Source organism: Mesorhizobium sp. WSM4307 (assembly GCF_007003945.1).
In the GTDB taxonomy this organism is placed as follows: Bacteria; Pseudomonadota; Alphaproteobacteria; order Rhizobiales; family Rhizobiaceae; genus Mesorhizobium.
This window is the reverse complement of the sequence record NZ_VFTB01000003.1, coordinates 430,105-446,300: the sequence shown is the minus strand read 5'-3', so window position 1 is coordinate 446,300 and position 16,196 is coordinate 430,105. Positions and strand designations below refer to the sequence as shown.

Sequence of the window (16,196 nt, the reverse complement as noted above, 5' to 3'; positions counted from 1 at the left end):
CGGAATGACATTCCTGTTCAATTCCGATGCGCGGCGCGGGGCGATCTTCGCCGATGCCTTCGCCAAGGAGCTGCCGGACGTCCCCTTCACGATGGATGCCGCAACGGTCGATCCCGACGCCGTGCGCTATCTCATGACCTGGACCGCGCCAGAAGACCTCGCCCGCTACAGGAACCTGGAGATCCTGTTTTCCATTGGCGCCGGGGTCGACCAGTTCCGCCTCGATAGCGTACCGGAGCAGGTGAAGATCGTGCGTACGATCGAGGAAGGCATCGTGCGCATGATGCAGGAGTATGTGGCGCTGGCCGTGCTCGCCCTGCATCGCAGCCTGCCTGCCTATCTGGCGCAGCAGCGCGCCGGCGAATGGCGGGACGTCCCCCAGCTGCAGGCCGGGTCGCGCCGGATCGGCGTGCTCGGCCTCGGGCAGCTTGGCCAGGCCGTCCTCGACCGCCTGAAGCCCTTCGGCTTTCCGCTCGCCGGTTGGAGCCGCTCTCCACGGCAGATCGAAGGCGTGACCTGCCATCACGGCGAACTCGGGCTGGAGGAGATGCTCGCGGCCAGCGACATACTGGTCTGCCTGCTGCCGCTGACCGAGGAGACACGCGGTTTCCTCGATGCCCGCCTGTTTGCGAAGCTGCCCAAGGGCGCGGCCCTCGTCCACACCGGCCGGGGCCCGCAGCTCGATCACAAGGCGCTTGTCGCCGCTCTCGACAGCGGCCACCTTTCGGCGGCGATGATCGACGTGACCGATCCCGAACCGCTGCCGGCCTGCCATCCTTTCTGGCGGCATCCAAAGATCGTGCTGACCCCGCATGTCGCCAGCGTCACCCAACCCGTGACAGCCGCGCTGGCCGTCATCGAAAACATCCGCCGCCACCGCGACGGGCTCGACCCTATCGGGCTCGTCGACCGGTCGCGCGGCTATTGAAATCCAAGCTGAAAGGCCATCCCTTGTCCCTGCTCAAGACCGTCGATACCAGCCCTGCATTTCCCCCGCGCGAATCCGGGGCGCTGCCTGAACGGCTGATTGCCGGCAACCCCGCCTTCAAGACCTGGGCGCAGGACGTCGCCAAGGACGACCTCGTCCATACCGGCGTCTGGGAGGCGACGCCTGGGGAAACGCGCTCAATCAAGGGCGACACTTTCGAGTTCTGCCACATCCTCTCGGGCGTGATTGAAATCACGCCCGATGGCGGCGAGGCGGTGACCTACCGCGCCGGCGATAGCTTCGTGATGAAGCCTGGTTTCACCGGTGTCTGGAAGACCATCGAGACGGTGCGCAAGATCTACGTGACGGTCGGATAGCGGAACCTGCATGACGTACTGGCCTGCGCCGAAGAATTTGCCGTCTCTTGCCTCGAGCACACAACATTCATCGGCAACGGATCACCGAACAGCGCATGCTGCCTGGCAGTACGCGCTACGCTCCAGTCAATGCTGGAAAGCGGTCACCCTATGAACCGAGCCTCGATATGAGCCTGAGCTTCGATCCGGATACGGTTCCCCTCCCGATTGGCCATTTCATCGGCGCAGAGCTTATCGCGGACGATGGTGCGATCGAGATGCGCCGTCCGTCCGACGGTAAGGTCTATGCCGACTGTCCCGTGGCTGACGCGGATATCGTCGACCGCGCTGTGGAAAGCGCCAAGGCGGCGCTGAAGGCCAGCAACTGGGGGGGCGTCAGGCCGCGCGAGCGCACAAGGGCGCTGCACGCCTGGGCCGACCTGATCGAGGCGGAAGCGGCAACGCTGGCTCGGATCGAGGCGCTGTGCTCGACCCGGCCCGTCGGCCAGCTCATCGCCGGCGACATCGCCGTCACCGCCGAGCAGATCCGCTTCTTCGCTGAGTTCGCCGACAAGGAAGGCAGTGAGCTGGTGCCTACCGACGACACCACTCTCGGCATGATCATGAGCGAGCCCCACGGCGTGGTCGGCGCGATAACGCCGTGGAATTTCCCCATCTCGATGGCCGGCTGGAAGCTCGGCCCGGCGCTGGCCGCAGGCAACGCGGTCGTGCTGAAGCCCTCCGAGATGACGCCGTTTTCCGCTGTCTGTTTGGCGCAACTCGCGGTGAAGGCAGGCCTGCCGGCAGGGCTCGTCAACGTGGTGCTGGGCGATGGGCCGACGACCGGCACGGCGCTGACCGGCCATGCCGAAATCGCCAAGGTCTCCTTCACCGGCTCTACCCGCGCCGGCTCGGCCATCATGGAGAACGTCGCCCGCACCGGCGTCAAGCCGATGACGCTGGAACTGGGCGGCAAGAGCCCGCAGATCGTCTTTGCCGATGCCGATCTCGACAAGGCGGCGACGGCGATCGCCGGCAGCGTCACCTTCAACGCCGGCCAGGCCTGCGTGGCCGGCACGCGTCTGATCGTCGAGAAAAGCGTCGCCGACAAGCTGACGGCCGCGATCCTGGAGAAGATGAAGGCGGCACGCCCCGGCCCGACCTGGGACGAGGCGACGCACTATTCACCTGTTATCTCGGAACGGCAGCGGGCGCGTATCGACGGCATCGTGCGGGCCGCGATCGGGGCCGGCGGCGAATGCCTGAGCGGCGGCAACGTTATGGACGACCCCGGCTATTTCTATGAGCCGACGCTGATCGCCAATGTCGATCAGGCCAATCCGGCGATCGTCGAGGAAATCTTCGGCCCGGTCCTGACAGTCCAAACCTTCGAGACCGAGGACGAGGCGCTGGCGCTGTCCAGCCATCCGACCTATGGGCTGGCTTCCGGCCTGTTCACCTCGGACCTGTCCCGCACGATCCGGTTCGCACGCAAACTCGAAGCAGGTACCGTCTGGGTCAACCGCTACAGCCGCTCGCGAGACCATATTCTGCCCACCGGCGGCTACAAGCGCTCCGGCATCGGCAAGGACCTTGGCCGCGAAGCCTATCTCGCCAACCGCAGGACAAAGAGCGTCCTGATCAGCCTGTAAAGAGATGCCCATGAAGTCCTATTCGATCGCCCTGATCCCCGGTGACGGCGTCGGACGCGATGTGACCGCCGCCGCCTGGTCCGTGCTGGAGACAGCGGCCGGGCAGGCCGGCTTTGCCTTGACCGGAACCGAGTTCCCCTGGTCCTGCAAATTCTACAAGGAAGCCGGCCGCATGATGCCCGAGGACGGCATCGAGACTTTGCGCAGCTTCGATGCGATCCTGCTAGGCGCGGTTGGCTGGCCGGCGGAAGTGCCGGATTCCGTTTCGCTGCACGGCCTGCTGCTGCCGATCCGCAAGGCATTCGTGCAATATGCCAACATCCGGCCGCACCGCCTGCTGCCAGGCGTGACAGGCCCGCTGCGTGCGGAAGGTTTCGACATTTTGTGCATCCGCGAGAACACCGAAGGCGAATATTCGGGCGCCGGCGGGCGCGTGCATCAAGGCACGCTGGACGAGGTCGCCGTGGAGACCTCGATCTTCACCCGTGCCGGCGTCGAGCGCATCCTGCGTTTCGGCTTCGAGCAGGCGCGGACACGGCGCGGCAAACTCGCCTCCGTCACCAAATCCAACGCGCAGAAATACTCGATGGTGTTCTGGGACGAGATCGCGCAAAAGCTGGCCGCGGAATACTCTGACGTAGCCGTGACCAGCTATCATGTCGACGCGCTCGCCGCGCGCATGATCATGGCGCCGGAGAGCCTCGACGTGGTCGTCGCCTCCAACCTGTTCGGCGACATCCTCACCGACATCGGCGCGGCGATCCAGGGCGGGCTCGGCTACGCCGCCTCGGCCAACATCAATCCCGATCGCTCGGCGCCGTCCATGTTCGAGCCGGTGCACGGCTCGGCGCCCGACATCGCGCATCTGGGCATCGCCAATCCGATCGCCGCCATCTGGTCCGGCGCCATGATGCTCGACCATCTCGGCGAAGCGGCCGCCGCCGGCCGGGTCATGCAAGCGGTCGAAGCGACAACCGCGCGCGGCATTGGAACCACTCCGGGCAAAGACAGAACGGAGGCCATCACGGCCGCCGTCGTCGCCGCGCTCTCCTGATTGCAAGGTCGTTCTCGATGAAAAACCTCAAAGACAAAAGTCTCTTCCGCGAAGTCGGCCTGATCGGCGGTGAATGGGTCGCTGCCGGCTCCCGCAAGACGGTCGATGTTGTCGATCCAGCGACCCAGGCGGCGATCGGCACGGTGCCCGATATGGCCGGTCCGGAGACTCGCGCGGCCGTAGAGGCCGCAGCGTCCGCCTATGGGGATTGGAGGAAAAAGACCAACGCTGAGCGCGCCGGCCTCCTGGAGGCCTGGCATGGCCTCATGCTTGCGCATCTGGACGATCTCGCGCTGATCCTGACGACCGAACAGGGCAAGCCGCTGGACGAGGCCAGGGGCGAGATCCGCTACGGCGCGTCCTTCGTCAAATGGTTTGCGGAGGAGGCACGCCGCATCAATGGCCACACCATCCCCTCGCCGACGCCGGACCGGCGCATCATCGTGCTGAAGGAACCGGTCGGTGTGTGTGGCATCATCACGCCGTGGAACTTCCCCAACGCGATGATCACCCGCAAGGTCGCGCCGGCGCTGGCCGCCGGCTGCACGGTGGTGATCAAGCCGTCCGAGTTCACGCCCTACTCGGCGCTGGCGCTCGGCGTGCTTGCCGAACGGGCAGGCATCCCCGCCGGCGTCATCAACATCGTCACCGGCATGCCGGCCGAGATCGGCAATGACATCATGGCGAACGAGACCGTGCGCAAGATCTCCTTCACCGGCTCGACGCGGGTCGGTTCGCTGCTGATGCGCGGGGCGGCCGACAGCGTGAAGCGGCTCAGCCTCGAACTCGGCGGCAACGCACCCTTCATCGTCTTCGACGACGCCGATCTCGACCTCGCTGTCGAGGGCGCTCTCGTCTCCAAGTTCCGCAACGGCGGCCAGACCTGTGTGTGCGCCAACCGCATCCTCGTGCAGTCCGGAGTCTATGAAACCTTCGCAGCGAAGCTTTCCGCCCGTGTCAACGCCATGACGGTTGGACCCGGCACGCAGCCCGACGTCGCCATCGGGCCGATGATCAACATGGCAGCGGTCGAGAAGATAAACCGCCATGTCGAGGACGCGCTCGCCAAAGGTGCAACGATTATCACCGAGAGGCCAGCATTGCCGGACGGCCCTCAATATGTCGCGCCGCTGGTGCTGACCGGCGCTACAAAGGACATGCAGCTCGCCAGCGAGGAAACGTTCGGCCCGGTCGCGCCGCTCTTCCGGTTCGAGACGGAAGAAGAAGCGATCACGCTGGCCAACGGCACGCCCTACGGGCTTGCTTCCTACTTCTACACCGAAAACCTGAAACGCGCCTGGCGCGTCGGCGAGGCGCTGGAATTCGGCATGGTGGGTCTCAACACCGGCTCGGTCTCGATGGAGGTCGCCCCCTTCGGCGGCGTCAAGCTGTCCGGCCTCGGGCGAGAGGGCGCGCAGGCCGGCATCGAGGAATATCTCGAGATGAAGAGCTTCCACATGGGAATAGGCAGTAGGTAATTGGCAGCAGGGAATTGGGAGATTCTGCCTACTGCCTACCTCACCCGGTCGAGCGCCTTGTAGTAGAGGCCGACCATCGGCAGGAACCAGGGCTTGCCGGAATAGCCGGGAATGGACGGCCACTCGAGTCCCTTCAGCGGGTTGCGGTCCTCGCGGCCGAGCATGGCATCGGCCATGAGCATGCCAAGGTGCGTGGAAAGCTGCGCGCCATGGCCGGAATAGCCCATCGCGTACCAGACCCCGTCATGGTAGCCGGCCCGTGGGAAGCGGTCCTTGGTCATGTCGACAAGCCCGCCCCAGCAGTAATCGATCTCGACCTTGGCGAGTTGTGGGAAGATCGCCGCGAGGCCTGCCTGCAGTATCTGTCCGCTCCTGGCGTCGGAGCGCTGGTCCGATGTCGCCGAAAAGCGCGCGCGGCCGCCGAAGATCAGGCGCCTGTCGGGCGAAAGCCGGAAATAGTTGCCGATGTTCATCGAGGTCACGCATGTCCGGTTGCCCGGCATGGTCGCGGCAATCTCGACGTCGCTCAACGGCCGCGTGGCGATGATGAAGCTGCCGACGGAAATGATCCTGCGGCGGAAGTAGCCGAAATTCGGAGTGGTGTAGGCGCCGGTCGCCACCAGCACATTGTCGGCGCTGACGCGGCCACGCGAGGTGGTCAGTTGGTGCCTGCCGCCGGCCTGCTTGCGATCGGTGACCGCCGCATTCTCGTGGATCACGGCGCCGTGGCGGGCGGCTGATGTGGCGAGACCAGCCACATAACGCCCCATATGCATCATGGCGCTCTTCTTCGACAGCATCGCGCCGTGGAAGGGCGAGCCGATCTCGGACTTGAGATCCGCCGCCGACAGCAGCGCCGTATCCGGATCAACCTCGGCATGCAGGGCCTCGAAGTTGCGGGCGATTGATGCAAAATGCTGCGGCTTCGAGGCGAGCTTCAGCTTGCCGGCGCGGCGGAAATTGCAGTCGATGCCTTCCTCCGCGACCAGCGCCTCTATGGTGTCGAGGGAGTCGTCCAGCGCCCGGTAGAGGGCGATTGCGCGTTCCTTACCGAGCTCCGCCTTGGCGGAGAGGTAGCTGTGGGCGAGGCCGTTGTTGAGGTGCCCGCCATTGCGGCCGGATGCGCCCCAGCCGACCCGCTCCGCCTCCAGCACGACCACCTTGGCGCCGGCCTTGGCCAATTGGCGCGCGGCGGCGAGACCAGTGAAGCCGCCGCCGATGACGGCGGCATCGTAACGCCCCTCGACCGGGTCTTGCGTCCTGCCGGAAAAGATAGGGGCCGTGTCGTGCCAGTAGGAGACGAACTTCATTGGCTATCCGCCTGTTTTAGAGACCGACGACGCCTGCAAGACCCGAAATGTCCGATATCTCGACATAGCCGTAATACGGGTTGGCCGGTTCGTGGCCGCGATTGACCCAGACCTTGTTCTTGATGCCGAGATCGTGTGCCGACATCAGGTCGTAGCGGAAAGAGGACGAGCAGTGAAGAACGTCCTCCGGGCCGCAACCCAGTCTGTCGAACATGTATTCGAAGGCTTGGAAACGCGGCTTGTAGGCCTGCGCCTGCTCGGCGGTGTAGACGGCATGGAACGGCGCGCCGAGCTTTTCGACATTGGACATGATCTGAGCGTTCATCGCGTTGGACAGGATGACCAGCGGAATTTCCTTGGCGACCTTCGCCAGGCCCGCCGGGACGTCGGCGTGCGGTCCCCAGGTCGGCACGCGCTCGTAGACCATCCTTGCGTCGTCCGGGCTGAAGGCGAGGCCGTTGCGCTTGCAGGCGCGTTCGAGCGCGTTGTGGACGACGTCGGCGTAGGGCTTCCAGTCACCCATGATCTCGTCGAGCCGGTACGCCGCGAAGTTCTTGATGAACTCCTGCATGCGCGGCTCGTCGAGCCGGCTGCCATAGAGGTCGCGCGCCGCTTCCGCCATCTGGAAAAAAGTCAACGTGCCGTAGCAGTCGAAGGTGATGTATTTGGGCCTGAAGGAAGCCATGTCCGTCGATCTCCGGTGGAAGCACATCCGCGTTGGGATGTGTTTCATCATAGAGCGGCAGGCGGCGGGCGACCTGACCGAAATCGCCCTTCCGAAAGCAGAAAGTTCCGTATCCGCCATCCGCTTTGGCACGCTGTAGCATCTGGCATGCCGATAGCTGCGCCGCGCGCGGCGTGAAGCGCCCCCGCCGCGGACGGTGCCAGCACAAGATGCGGCACACCCCTCGCGCTACGGCGAAAGATACTGTCCAAGCCAAAGCCTTCAGATGATCTGCGGCACGCCGATGGCCGAAACTTGTCGTCAGACGGAAGGATGCCTCATGCCGCAGGGCGACATTGAACTCCGAGCCTTCGGGCCCGACCATATCGAGGGAGCCGTAGTGCTTTCCCGCCAGGAGAATTGGCCACATCGCCCGCAGGACTGGCAGATGGCGCTGCAGCTTTCGAACGGCGCGGTCGCGCTCGACGACCAGGGCCGCGTCACCGGAACCATCCTGGTAACGCCCTACGGCGCGGATTGCGCCATGATCAACATGGTGATCGTCGACAGGAACGCGCGCGGCAAGGGGCTTGGGCGCCGGCTTATGGATCAGGCCTTCGCCTTGGCCGGGGACCGTCCGCTGCGGCTCGTCGCGACGGCGGACGGCATGCCTCTCTATGAGAAACTGGGGTTCGTGCCCTCCGGCACCATTCTGCAGCATCAAGGCAAGGTTGCGGAGCTTGGCGAGCCCGATGGCGTAGAGGCCGCAAGCATCGGCGATCTGCCTGAAATCAAGGCGCTGGACCGCGACGCCTATGGCGCCGACCGTGAAGCACTGATCGATGCGCTGGCCGAGCGCGGCCAATTCGCCGTCATCCGCCGCGACGGCGCCATCGAGGCCTATGCCGCGATCCGGCCGTTCGGACGCGGCGAGGTGATTGGTCCGGTCATCGCGGGAAGTATCGACGAGGCGAAGGCCCTGATCGGCTTCTTCGCCGCCCCGCGCGCCGGCGCCTTCCTGCGCGTGGATACCGGCAGCGGGACCGGCATCGCCGGCTGGCTCGAGGAAATCGGCCTCACCCATGTCGGCGGCGGCATAGCCATGGACCGTCCGCCCAAGACGGTTGCGGAGCAGGCCAGGCCAAAAGTTTACGCCCTCGCCAACCAGGCGCTGGGATAGTCGGAGGACAACAATGCTCGCCAATTCCCTGATCGAACTCGATCGCGCCCATCTCATCCACCCTGTCTCTTCATACCGTGGTCATGAGGCGCAGGGCGTGCGCGTGTTGAAATCGGCGAAGGGCGCGACCGTGACCGATGCGTCCGGCCGGCAACTTCTCGACGGTTTCGCGGGGCTGTGGTGTGTCAATGCCGGCTACGGCCATGACAGCATCGTCGAGGCAGCGGCCAGGCAGATGCGAGAGCTTCCCTACGCCACCGCCTATTTCGACCTCGGCTCGGAGCCGGCCATCCGCCTCGCCTCGGAGCTGGCCGAGCGCGCGCCAGGCAACCTCAACCACGTCTTTTTCACGCTTGGGGGGTCGGACGCGGTCGACAGTACGATCCGGTTCGTCCGCTACTACTGGAATGCCAGGGGCGAGCCGAAACGCGATCAGTTCATTTCCATCGAGCAGGGTTATCACGGCTCGTCGGTGGTCGGCGCCGGCCTGACCGCCCTGCCCGCCTTTCACGCCGGCTTCGGCATTCCCTTCGAATGGCAGCACAAGATCCCCTCCCCCTATCCCTACCGCAACCCGGTCGGCCAGGACGGCAACGCGATCATCGCCGCATCGCTCGCCGCGCTGAAGGCCAAGATCGAGCAGATCGGGCCGGAGCGGGTCGCCGCCTTCTATGCCGAGCCGATCCAGGGCTCGGGTGGCGTCATCGTTCCACCGAAAGGCTGGATCAAGGCCATACGCGAACTCTGCCGGGAGTACGGCATCCTGTTCATCGCCGATGAGGTGATCACCGGTTTCGGCCGCACGGGGCCTTTGTTCGCCTGCACCGATGAGGACATCGTTCCCGATTTCATGACGACGGCGAAGGGTCTGACCTCGGGCTATGTTCCCATGGGCGCCGTGTTCATGGCCGATCATGTCTACGACGTCATTGCCGATGGCGCGGGCGCCTCGGCCGTCGGTCACGGCTACACCTATTCCGCCCATCCCGTCAGCGCCGCCGTCGCGCTCGAGGTGCTGAAGCTCTACGAAGACGGCCTTCTGGAGAATGGCGTCAAGGCCGGCGCCCGCCTGATGGCAGGACTGGCAAGCCTGAGCGACCACCCCCTCGTCGGCGACGTGCGCGGACGCGGAATGCTTGCCGCGATCGAACTGGTGGTCGACAAAGAGAAGAAGACGCCGCTTCCGGCGTCGGCCATGCCGGCGCGGCGGGTCTTCGACAGGGCGTGGGACAATGGCCTCATCATCCGTGCCTTTGCGCATGGGGTTATCGGCTATGCACCGCCGCTCTGCTGCACCGATGCCGACATAGATGCGATCATCGAGCGCACGCGCCGGACGCTCGACCAGACGCTGGACGATCCCGATGTCCGCCAGGCCCTGGCATGATCGCGGCGAAATATGTCGTGTCTCGAAATATCGCCGGGGCAGACGATTTCGCAATTTTGTGCCGCCCCCTCACGCCTTTTCGGCGAATCCAGCGCGGGGGAAGTGCCAGACTGCTCATAAGACAAGGCCAGAAAGCCCGGATTTCCGGGCCTTCAAAAAGGGCCGACGCCCCCGACAGCACGGAATTTTGTTCTGTTCAACACATGCAATTCGGCCGTACGCAGAGGAGAGCCAGTCTTGGCCAGGGGCTTTAGCGAATTCAAATACATGACCTTCGATGTGGTCGGCACACTGATCGACTTCGAAGGCGGGATCACGACCTGCCTGGCGGGAATTGCCGCCGAGGCCGGCGTTTCGATCGATGGCGAGGAGGCGTTGGCCCTTTACCGGAAGGCCCGCTACATGCCCCATGCGAGCCTGTTTCCCGACGATCTCGTCCGTGTCTACAGAGTTGTCGCGCCGCGGCTCGGCCTGCCGGCCGAGGAGAAATACGGCGTCCGCCTGCGGGATTCGGCCAGCGTCTGGCAAAGCTTCCCCGACAGCGCGGCGGCGTTGGCGGACCTTGCGAAGTCGCACAGATTGATCGCCATGACCAATGCAAGGCGCTGGGCGCTCGATCATTTCGAGAAGCAGCTCGGATCGCCCTTTTTCGCCACCTTTACCGCCGACGATACAGGCACGGAGAAACCGGACCCGGCCTTCTTCCAGAAGGTCTTCGATTTCGTGGCCTCACAGGGCGACAGCAAGGACGACATCCTGCACGTCGCGCAAAGCCAGTACCACGACATCGGCATATCCCGGGCGCTTGGCATGACCAATTGCTGGATCGAGCGCCGGCATGCCCAGAAAGGTTACGGCGGCACGATCGAGCCCGAGCGTTTCACCGCGCCTGACTACCACTTCACGTCAATGGCGGCCCTTGCCGCCGCCGTGCGGGAAAGCCTGAAGCAACGAACCTGAGCCCAAGCCCGGAAAGCCGCAGCAAGACGAGCAATCCGGAAAAACAAACAGAAAGGGGAATGATATGACCGACAAGATCACGAACTGGACCAGCGCAGACGATGCCATGGTCGAGAATGCCATTCGGCGGGGCGCAAGCCGCCGCGAACTCCTCAAGATGCTGCTGGCCGGCGGCGCCGCGATCGCCGCGGGCAGCTTGGTACTTGGCCGCGCCACCAATGCCGTCGCCGCCACGCCGGTTTCCGGCGGCAGTTTCAAGGCCGCCGGCTGGTCCTCCTCGACCGCCGACACGCTCGATCCGGCAAAGGCGTCGCTGTCGACCGACTATGTCCGCTGCTGCTCGCTCTACAACCGCCTGACTTTCCTCGACAAGGATGGCGTCACGCAGATGGAGCTGGCTGATAGCTTCGACAGCAAGGACGCCAAGACCTGGACCATTAAGCTGCGCAAAGGCGTCACCTTCCACGACGGCAAGGACCTCACCGCCGAAGACGTTGTCTTCTCGCTGAAGCGCCATCTCGACAAAGCGGTCGGCTCCAAAGTCGCCAAGATCGCCGCGCAGATGACCGGCTTCAAGGCGGTCGACAAGTCGACCGTCGAAATCACGCTGGCCGACCCGAATGCCGACCTTCCGACCATCCTGGCGCTGCATCACTTCATGATCGTCCAGGACGGCACCACCGACTTCTCCAAGGGCAACGGTACCGGCGCCTTCGTGCTGCAAACGTTCGAACCGGGCGTGCGTTCGGTCGTCACCAAGAACAAGAACTACTGGAAATCCGGCAAGCCCCACCTGGATTCGTTCGAATTCATCGCCATCAGCGACGACAGCGCCCGCGTCAACGCCCTGCTTTCCGGCGACATCAATTTTGCCGCCTCGATCAATCCGCGCGCGATGAAGCTCATCGGCGGCCAGCAAGGCTTCGAATTGTCGAAAACCACCTCGGGCAACTATACGGACCTCAACATCCGGCTCGACATGGATCCGGGCAATAAGGCCGACTTCGTCGCTGGCATGAAATACCTCGTCAACCGCGAGCAGATCGTCAAATCGGCATTGCGCGGCCTCGGCGAAATCGGCAACGACCAGCCTGTCTCGCCGGCGAACATCTTCCACAATGCCGACCTCAAGCCGAAGGCCTTCGACCCGGACAAGGCCAAGTTCCACTTCCAGAAGTCGGGCCTGCTCGGTCAGTCCATCCCCGTGGTCGCGTCCGATGCCGCGACGTCGTCGATCGACATGGCGGTGATCATCCAGGCCGCCGGTGCCGATATCGGCATGAAGCTCGATGTCCAGCGCGTGCCGTCCGACGGCTACTGGGACAATTACTGGCTCAAGGCGCCGATCCATTTCGGCAACATCAATCCGCGCCCGACGCCCGACATCCTGTTCTCGCTGCTCTACGCCTCCAACGCGCCCTGGAACGAAAGCCAGTACAAGTCCGAGAAGTTCGACAAGCTGCTCGTCGAGGCGCGCGGCTCGCTCGACCAGGCCAAGCGCAAGGAAATCTACGGCCAGATGCAGACCATGGTCTCCGAGGAGGCCGGCACCATCATCCCGGCCTACATTTCCAACGTGGATGCTCTCTCCAGCAAGGTGAAGGGTTTGGAGGCGAACCCGCTCGGTGGCATGATGGGCTACGCAATGGCGGAATATCTCTGGCTCGAAGCCTGAGAGGCGCCTGCCAGGGACCGGACCGCCGGTCCCTGGCACCGATTGCGCAACATGGCTTGGCCGAACGCAACCGCAGGAGCGCTTCCATGACGTCTGGGGTTCTAAACCTCGTGCTGAAGCGGCTGGCAATCGCGGTCGTTACACTTCTGATCGTCCTTTTCGCCGTGTTTTTCGCCACCAGCATGCTGCCTGGCGACACAGCGTCGATCCTGCTCGGCCAGGCGGCTACACCCGAAGCCGTCGCCGGCCTGCGCGAGGCCATGCATCTCAACGATCCGGCAATCCTGCGCTTCCTTCGCTGGCTTCTCGGCCTGCTCCACGGCGATCTCGGCACTTCCTATGCCAACGAGATGCCGGTCGCGGCGCTGATCGGCGGGCGCTTCGTCAACACCATGGAGCTCGCCGGCATCACCACGCTGCTCTCGGTGCCCCTGGCGCTGACGCTCGGCATCACCGCCGCCATGTTGCGCGGCTCCCTCTACGACCGCACCGTCACCATTCTTGCGATCGGCGTCATCTCCGTGCCCGAATTCATGGTCGCGACCCTCGCGGTCCTGCTTTTCGCCGTTTATCTCAAATGGCTGCCGGCACTGTCCTCGGTCAATGAGGCGCATACGCTGACCGACCTCGTGCGCATCTATGCCATGCCGGTGATCACGCTGACCTTCGTCATCTCGGCTCAGATGATCCGCATGACCCGCGCCGCGGTGATCGAAACGCTGTCCACGCCTTATGTCGAGATGGCGCTGCTCAAAGGCGCCTCACGCGGCCGCATGGTGCTCAAGCACGCACTTCCCAATGCGCTCGGGCCGATCGTCAACGCGGTTGCGCTGTCGCTGTCCTATCTGGTCGGCGGCGTCATCATCGTGGAGACGATCTTCAACTATCCCGGCATCGCCAAGCTGATGGTCGATGCGGTCGCGACCCGCGACCTGCCGCTGATCCAGAGCTGCGCGATGATCTTCTGCCTTGGCTACCTTCTGCTCATCACGATCGCCGACATCATCGCCATCATGTCCAACCCGAGGCTCAGATGACGATGGCCCGCGTGGCAGCTTCCCAACGGTCCTTGCTGGGCCACAGCTACAACCTCGTGGGTGTCGTCGCCTCGCTGGTCATCCTGGCGTGGACGCTGATCGCCATCTTCGCGCCCACCATCATTCCCCATTCGATCGGCGACATCGTCGACGACGATTATTTCGGCCCGATGCGTCAGGGCTTATGGCTCGGCTCGGACTATCTGGGGCGAGACATGCTCTCGCGGGTGCTGATGGGTGCGCGCTACACCGTCGGCATATCGCTCGCCTCCGTCTGTATCGCCTGCTTTTCCGGCGTGGTGCTGGGAATGATCGCGGCCGTCACCGGCGGCTGGCTCGACACCTGCCTCAGCCGCTTCCTCGACGCCATGAACTCCATTCCCAGCAAGCTGTTCGGCCTTGTGGTCGTTGCCGCGGTCGGCTCGTCGATCCCGGCGCTGATCCTGACGCTCGCCGTCATCTACATACCGGGCGCCTACCGCTTCGCGCGGGCGCTCGCCGTCAACATCAACACCATGGACTTCATGACCGTCGCTCGCGTCCGCGGCGAAAGCACCGCCTATCTCATCGGGTCAGAGATCCTGCCCAATATCATGCGCCCGGTGCTGGCCGACTTCGGCCTGCGCTTCGTCTTCATCGTGCTCTTGCTGTCCGGCCTGTCCTTCCTCGGGCTCGGCCTGCAGCCGCCGCTCGCCGACTGGGGCGCGCTGGTGCGCGAGAACATAGGCGGCCTGCCCTTCGCAGCTCCCGCTGTCATCGTTCCCTCGCTGGCGATCGCTAGCCTCACCATCAGCGTCAACCTGCTGATCGACAATCTGCCGCAGAAGATCAGGGACAGGGACGCATGACCAATCTCGTCGAGGTCAGGAACCTGAGGATCGAGGCGACGACCGACGCCGGACGCGTCGTCGAAATCATCAAGGGCGTCAGCCTCGACATCGCCGACGGCGAGATCGTCGCCCTGATCGGCGAGAGCGGCTCGGGCAAGACGACAATCGCGCTCTCCCTCATGGGCTATGCGCGGCCCGGCTGCCGGATCACCGGCGGCGAGATCAATGTGAACGGCAAGAACATGGCCGCGCTTACCGAAAAGCAGCGCGCCAAATTGCGCGGCACCGACATCGCCTATGTTCCGCAAAGTGCCGCCGCCTCCTTCAACCCTTCGTCCACCATCATGGAGCAGGTGATCGAGGTTACGCGCATCCACGGGCTGATGCCGCCGGAGCAGGCACGAAAGCGCGCGGTCGAGCTGTTCCGGGCGTTGTCGCTGCCGGACCCGGAAGGGATCGGCGCCCGTTATCCGCACCAGGTTTCAGGCGGGCAGCTGCAGCGGCTGTCGGCTGCGATGGCGCTGATCGGCAATCCCAAGCTGATGATCTTCGACGAGCCGACGACGGCACTCGACGTGACGACGCAGATCGACGTGCTGAAGGCATTCAAGTCGGTCATGCGGGCCGGTGGGATAGCGGGTGTCTACGTTTCCCACGACCTTGCGGTCGTCGCCCAGATCGCCGATCGCATCGTTGTGCTGAAGGGCGGCGAAATGCAGGAGGCCGGCACCACGGCTCAGATCCTTTCGGCTGCACAGCACCCCTACACGCGCGAACTGCTGGCTGCCTTCGAACCGAAACCGAGGCAAGCAGATGCGGACGCGGATGCCGGCACGAAGCCGTTGCTGCGTATCGACAATGTGACCGCCGGCTATGGCTCGTTGCGGGCCGACGGACTGCCGCTTGTCCGCGCTGTCAATTCCGTCAGCCTGGTCGTCGAGAAGGGGCGCAATCTTGGCGTCATCGGCGAATCCGGCTGCGGAAAATCGACGCTGGCGCGCGTCATCGCCGGCATCCATCCGGCGGCGGCCGGCGACATCGTCTTCGACGGCAGGCAACTGGAGCGCGCCGCCGGCAAACGCAGCCAGGACCAACTGCGCGAGATGCAGATCGTGTTCCAGTATGCCGATACCGCGCTCAATCCGGCCAAGCCTGTGGAGGACATCATCTCCCGGCCGCTGGCCTTCTATCACCAGCTCGACCGGCAGGCGCGCTCGAAGCGCGTCGACGAACTGCTCGACATGGTTCGCCTGCCCCGGACGTTGCGCTACCGTCGCCCGTCGGAGCTCTCGGGAGGCCAGAAGCAGCGGGTGAACTTCGCGCGCGCTCTGGCGGCCGGGCCTAAGCTCATCATCTGCGACGAAATCACCTCGGCGCTCGACACGGTGGTGGCGGCCGCCGTGATCGAACTGCTCAAGGAGCTGCAGCGCGAGTTGGGTCTTTCCTACATTTTCATCAGCCACGACCTCTCCGTCGTCGAAGCGATCTGCGACGAAATCATGGTCATGTACAATGGCGAGCGGGTGGAGCAGATCACGCCCGACAGACTGAAGGCGCCCATCCACCCCTATTCGAAGCTTCTATTCTCCTCCGTGCCGAAGCTCGATCCGACATGGCTCGATGGCCTCGTCCGCGACCCCGAGCTGGTCAGCCAGTACGGTCACCGCTGATGCATTTCGCCCAGA

15 protein-coding genes are annotated in these 16,196 nt (G+C 64.3%); 13 read left to right on the top strand and 2 right to left on the bottom strand.

The features are described 5' to 3' along the window. Positions 1–4 precede the first annotated feature (4 nt). From FJV83_RS09170 to FJV83_RS09150, 5 genes are all read left to right on the top strand, one after another. Positions 5–928, top strand: coding sequence for a glyoxylate/hydroxypyruvate reductase A (locus FJV83_RS09170; RefSeq protein ID WP_142887209.1), 924 nt, complete (start codon positions 5–7; stop codon positions 926–928). Between the two features lie 23 nt (positions 929–951). Continuing rightward, the gene (locus FJV83_RS09165; RefSeq protein ID WP_095775980.1) at positions 952–1,305 is read left to right on the top strand and encodes a cupin domain-containing protein; all 354 of its coding nucleotides are present in this window, start codon (positions 952–954) and stop codon (positions 1,303–1,305) included. Positions 1,306–1,472: 167 nt separating this feature from the next. After that, positions 1,473–2,936 (top strand): aldehyde dehydrogenase family protein, encoded by a 1,464-nt coding sequence (locus FJV83_RS09160; protein WP_095775956.1) that lies wholly within the window; start codon positions 1,473–1,475, stop codon positions 2,934–2,936. A gap of 10 nt (positions 2,937–2,946) precedes the next feature. Continuing rightward, positions 2,947–3,990: a tartrate dehydrogenase gene (locus tag FJV83_RS09155; RefSeq protein WP_142887210.1), complete on the top strand. Its 1,044-nt coding sequence runs from the start codon at positions 2,947–2,949 to the stop codon at positions 3,988–3,990. Positions 3,991–4,007: 17 nt separating this feature from the next. Next, positions 4,008–5,468, top strand: coding sequence for an NAD-dependent succinate-semialdehyde dehydrogenase (locus FJV83_RS09150; RefSeq protein ID WP_142887211.1), 1,461 nt, complete (start codon positions 4,008–4,010; stop codon positions 5,466–5,468). Between the two features lie 35 nt (positions 5,469–5,503). Here FJV83_RS09150 and FJV83_RS09145 read toward each other — a convergent pair whose 3' ends face one another. Both FJV83_RS09145 and FJV83_RS09140 read right to left on the bottom strand, forming a co-directional pair. Continuing rightward, a complete protein-coding gene (locus tag FJV83_RS09145) occupies positions 5,504–6,778 on the bottom strand; it encodes an FAD-binding oxidoreductase (protein ID WP_142887212.1) in 1,275 nt (424 codons plus the stop codon). Positions 6,779–6,794: 16 nt separating this feature from the next. Next, positions 6,795–7,463, bottom strand: coding sequence for a haloacid dehalogenase type II (locus FJV83_RS09140; protein WP_142876667.1), 669 nt, complete (start codon positions 7,461–7,463; stop codon positions 6,795–6,797). Between FJV83_RS09140 and FJV83_RS36380 the strand changes: the two genes are divergently transcribed. From FJV83_RS36380 to FJV83_RS09105, 8 genes are all read left to right on the top strand, one after another. Continuing rightward, a complete protein-coding gene (locus FJV83_RS36380; RefSeq protein ID WP_185973476.1) occupies positions 7,462–7,602 on the top strand; it encodes a hypothetical protein in 141 nt (46 codons plus the stop codon). The genes FJV83_RS09140 and FJV83_RS36380 overlap by 2 nt on opposite strands. Positions 7,603–7,782: 180 nt before the next feature. Then, the gene (locus FJV83_RS09135) at positions 7,783–8,622 is read left to right on the top strand and encodes a GNAT family N-acetyltransferase (RefSeq protein WP_142887213.1); all 840 of its coding nucleotides are present in this window, start codon (positions 7,783–7,785) and stop codon (positions 8,620–8,622) included. A gap of 13 nt (positions 8,623–8,635) precedes the next feature. Then, positions 8,636–10,009, top strand: a complete 1,374-nt coding sequence (locus tag FJV83_RS09130) for an aspartate aminotransferase family protein (protein WP_142887214.1) — start codon at positions 8,636–8,638, stop codon at positions 10,007–10,009. A 237-nt stretch (positions 10,010–10,246) separates the two neighbouring features. Next, positions 10,247–10,969, top strand: coding sequence for an HAD-IA family hydrolase (locus FJV83_RS09125; RefSeq protein ID WP_142887215.1), 723 nt, complete (start codon positions 10,247–10,249; stop codon positions 10,967–10,969). Between the two features lie 64 nt (positions 10,970–11,033). Next, a complete protein-coding gene (locus FJV83_RS09120) occupies positions 11,034–12,644 on the top strand; it encodes an ABC transporter substrate-binding protein (RefSeq protein ID WP_142887216.1) in 1,611 nt (536 codons plus the stop codon). Between the two features lie 86 nt (positions 12,645–12,730). Next, positions 12,731–13,681, top strand: a complete 951-nt coding sequence (locus FJV83_RS09115; protein ID WP_095775982.1) for an ABC transporter permease — start codon at positions 12,731–12,733, stop codon at positions 13,679–13,681. Further along, positions 13,678–14,529 (top strand): ABC transporter permease, encoded by an 852-nt coding sequence (locus FJV83_RS09110; protein ID WP_095775964.1) that lies wholly within the window; start codon positions 13,678–13,680, stop codon positions 14,527–14,529. Before FJV83_RS09115 ends, FJV83_RS09110 begins: the two co-directional genes overlap by 4 nt. After that, positions 14,526–16,181, top strand: coding sequence for an ABC transporter ATP-binding protein (locus tag FJV83_RS09105; RefSeq protein ID WP_142887217.1), 1,656 nt, complete (start codon positions 14,526–14,528; stop codon positions 16,179–16,181). Before FJV83_RS09110 ends, FJV83_RS09105 begins: the two co-directional genes overlap by 4 nt. Positions 16,182–16,196 lie beyond the last annotated feature (15 nt).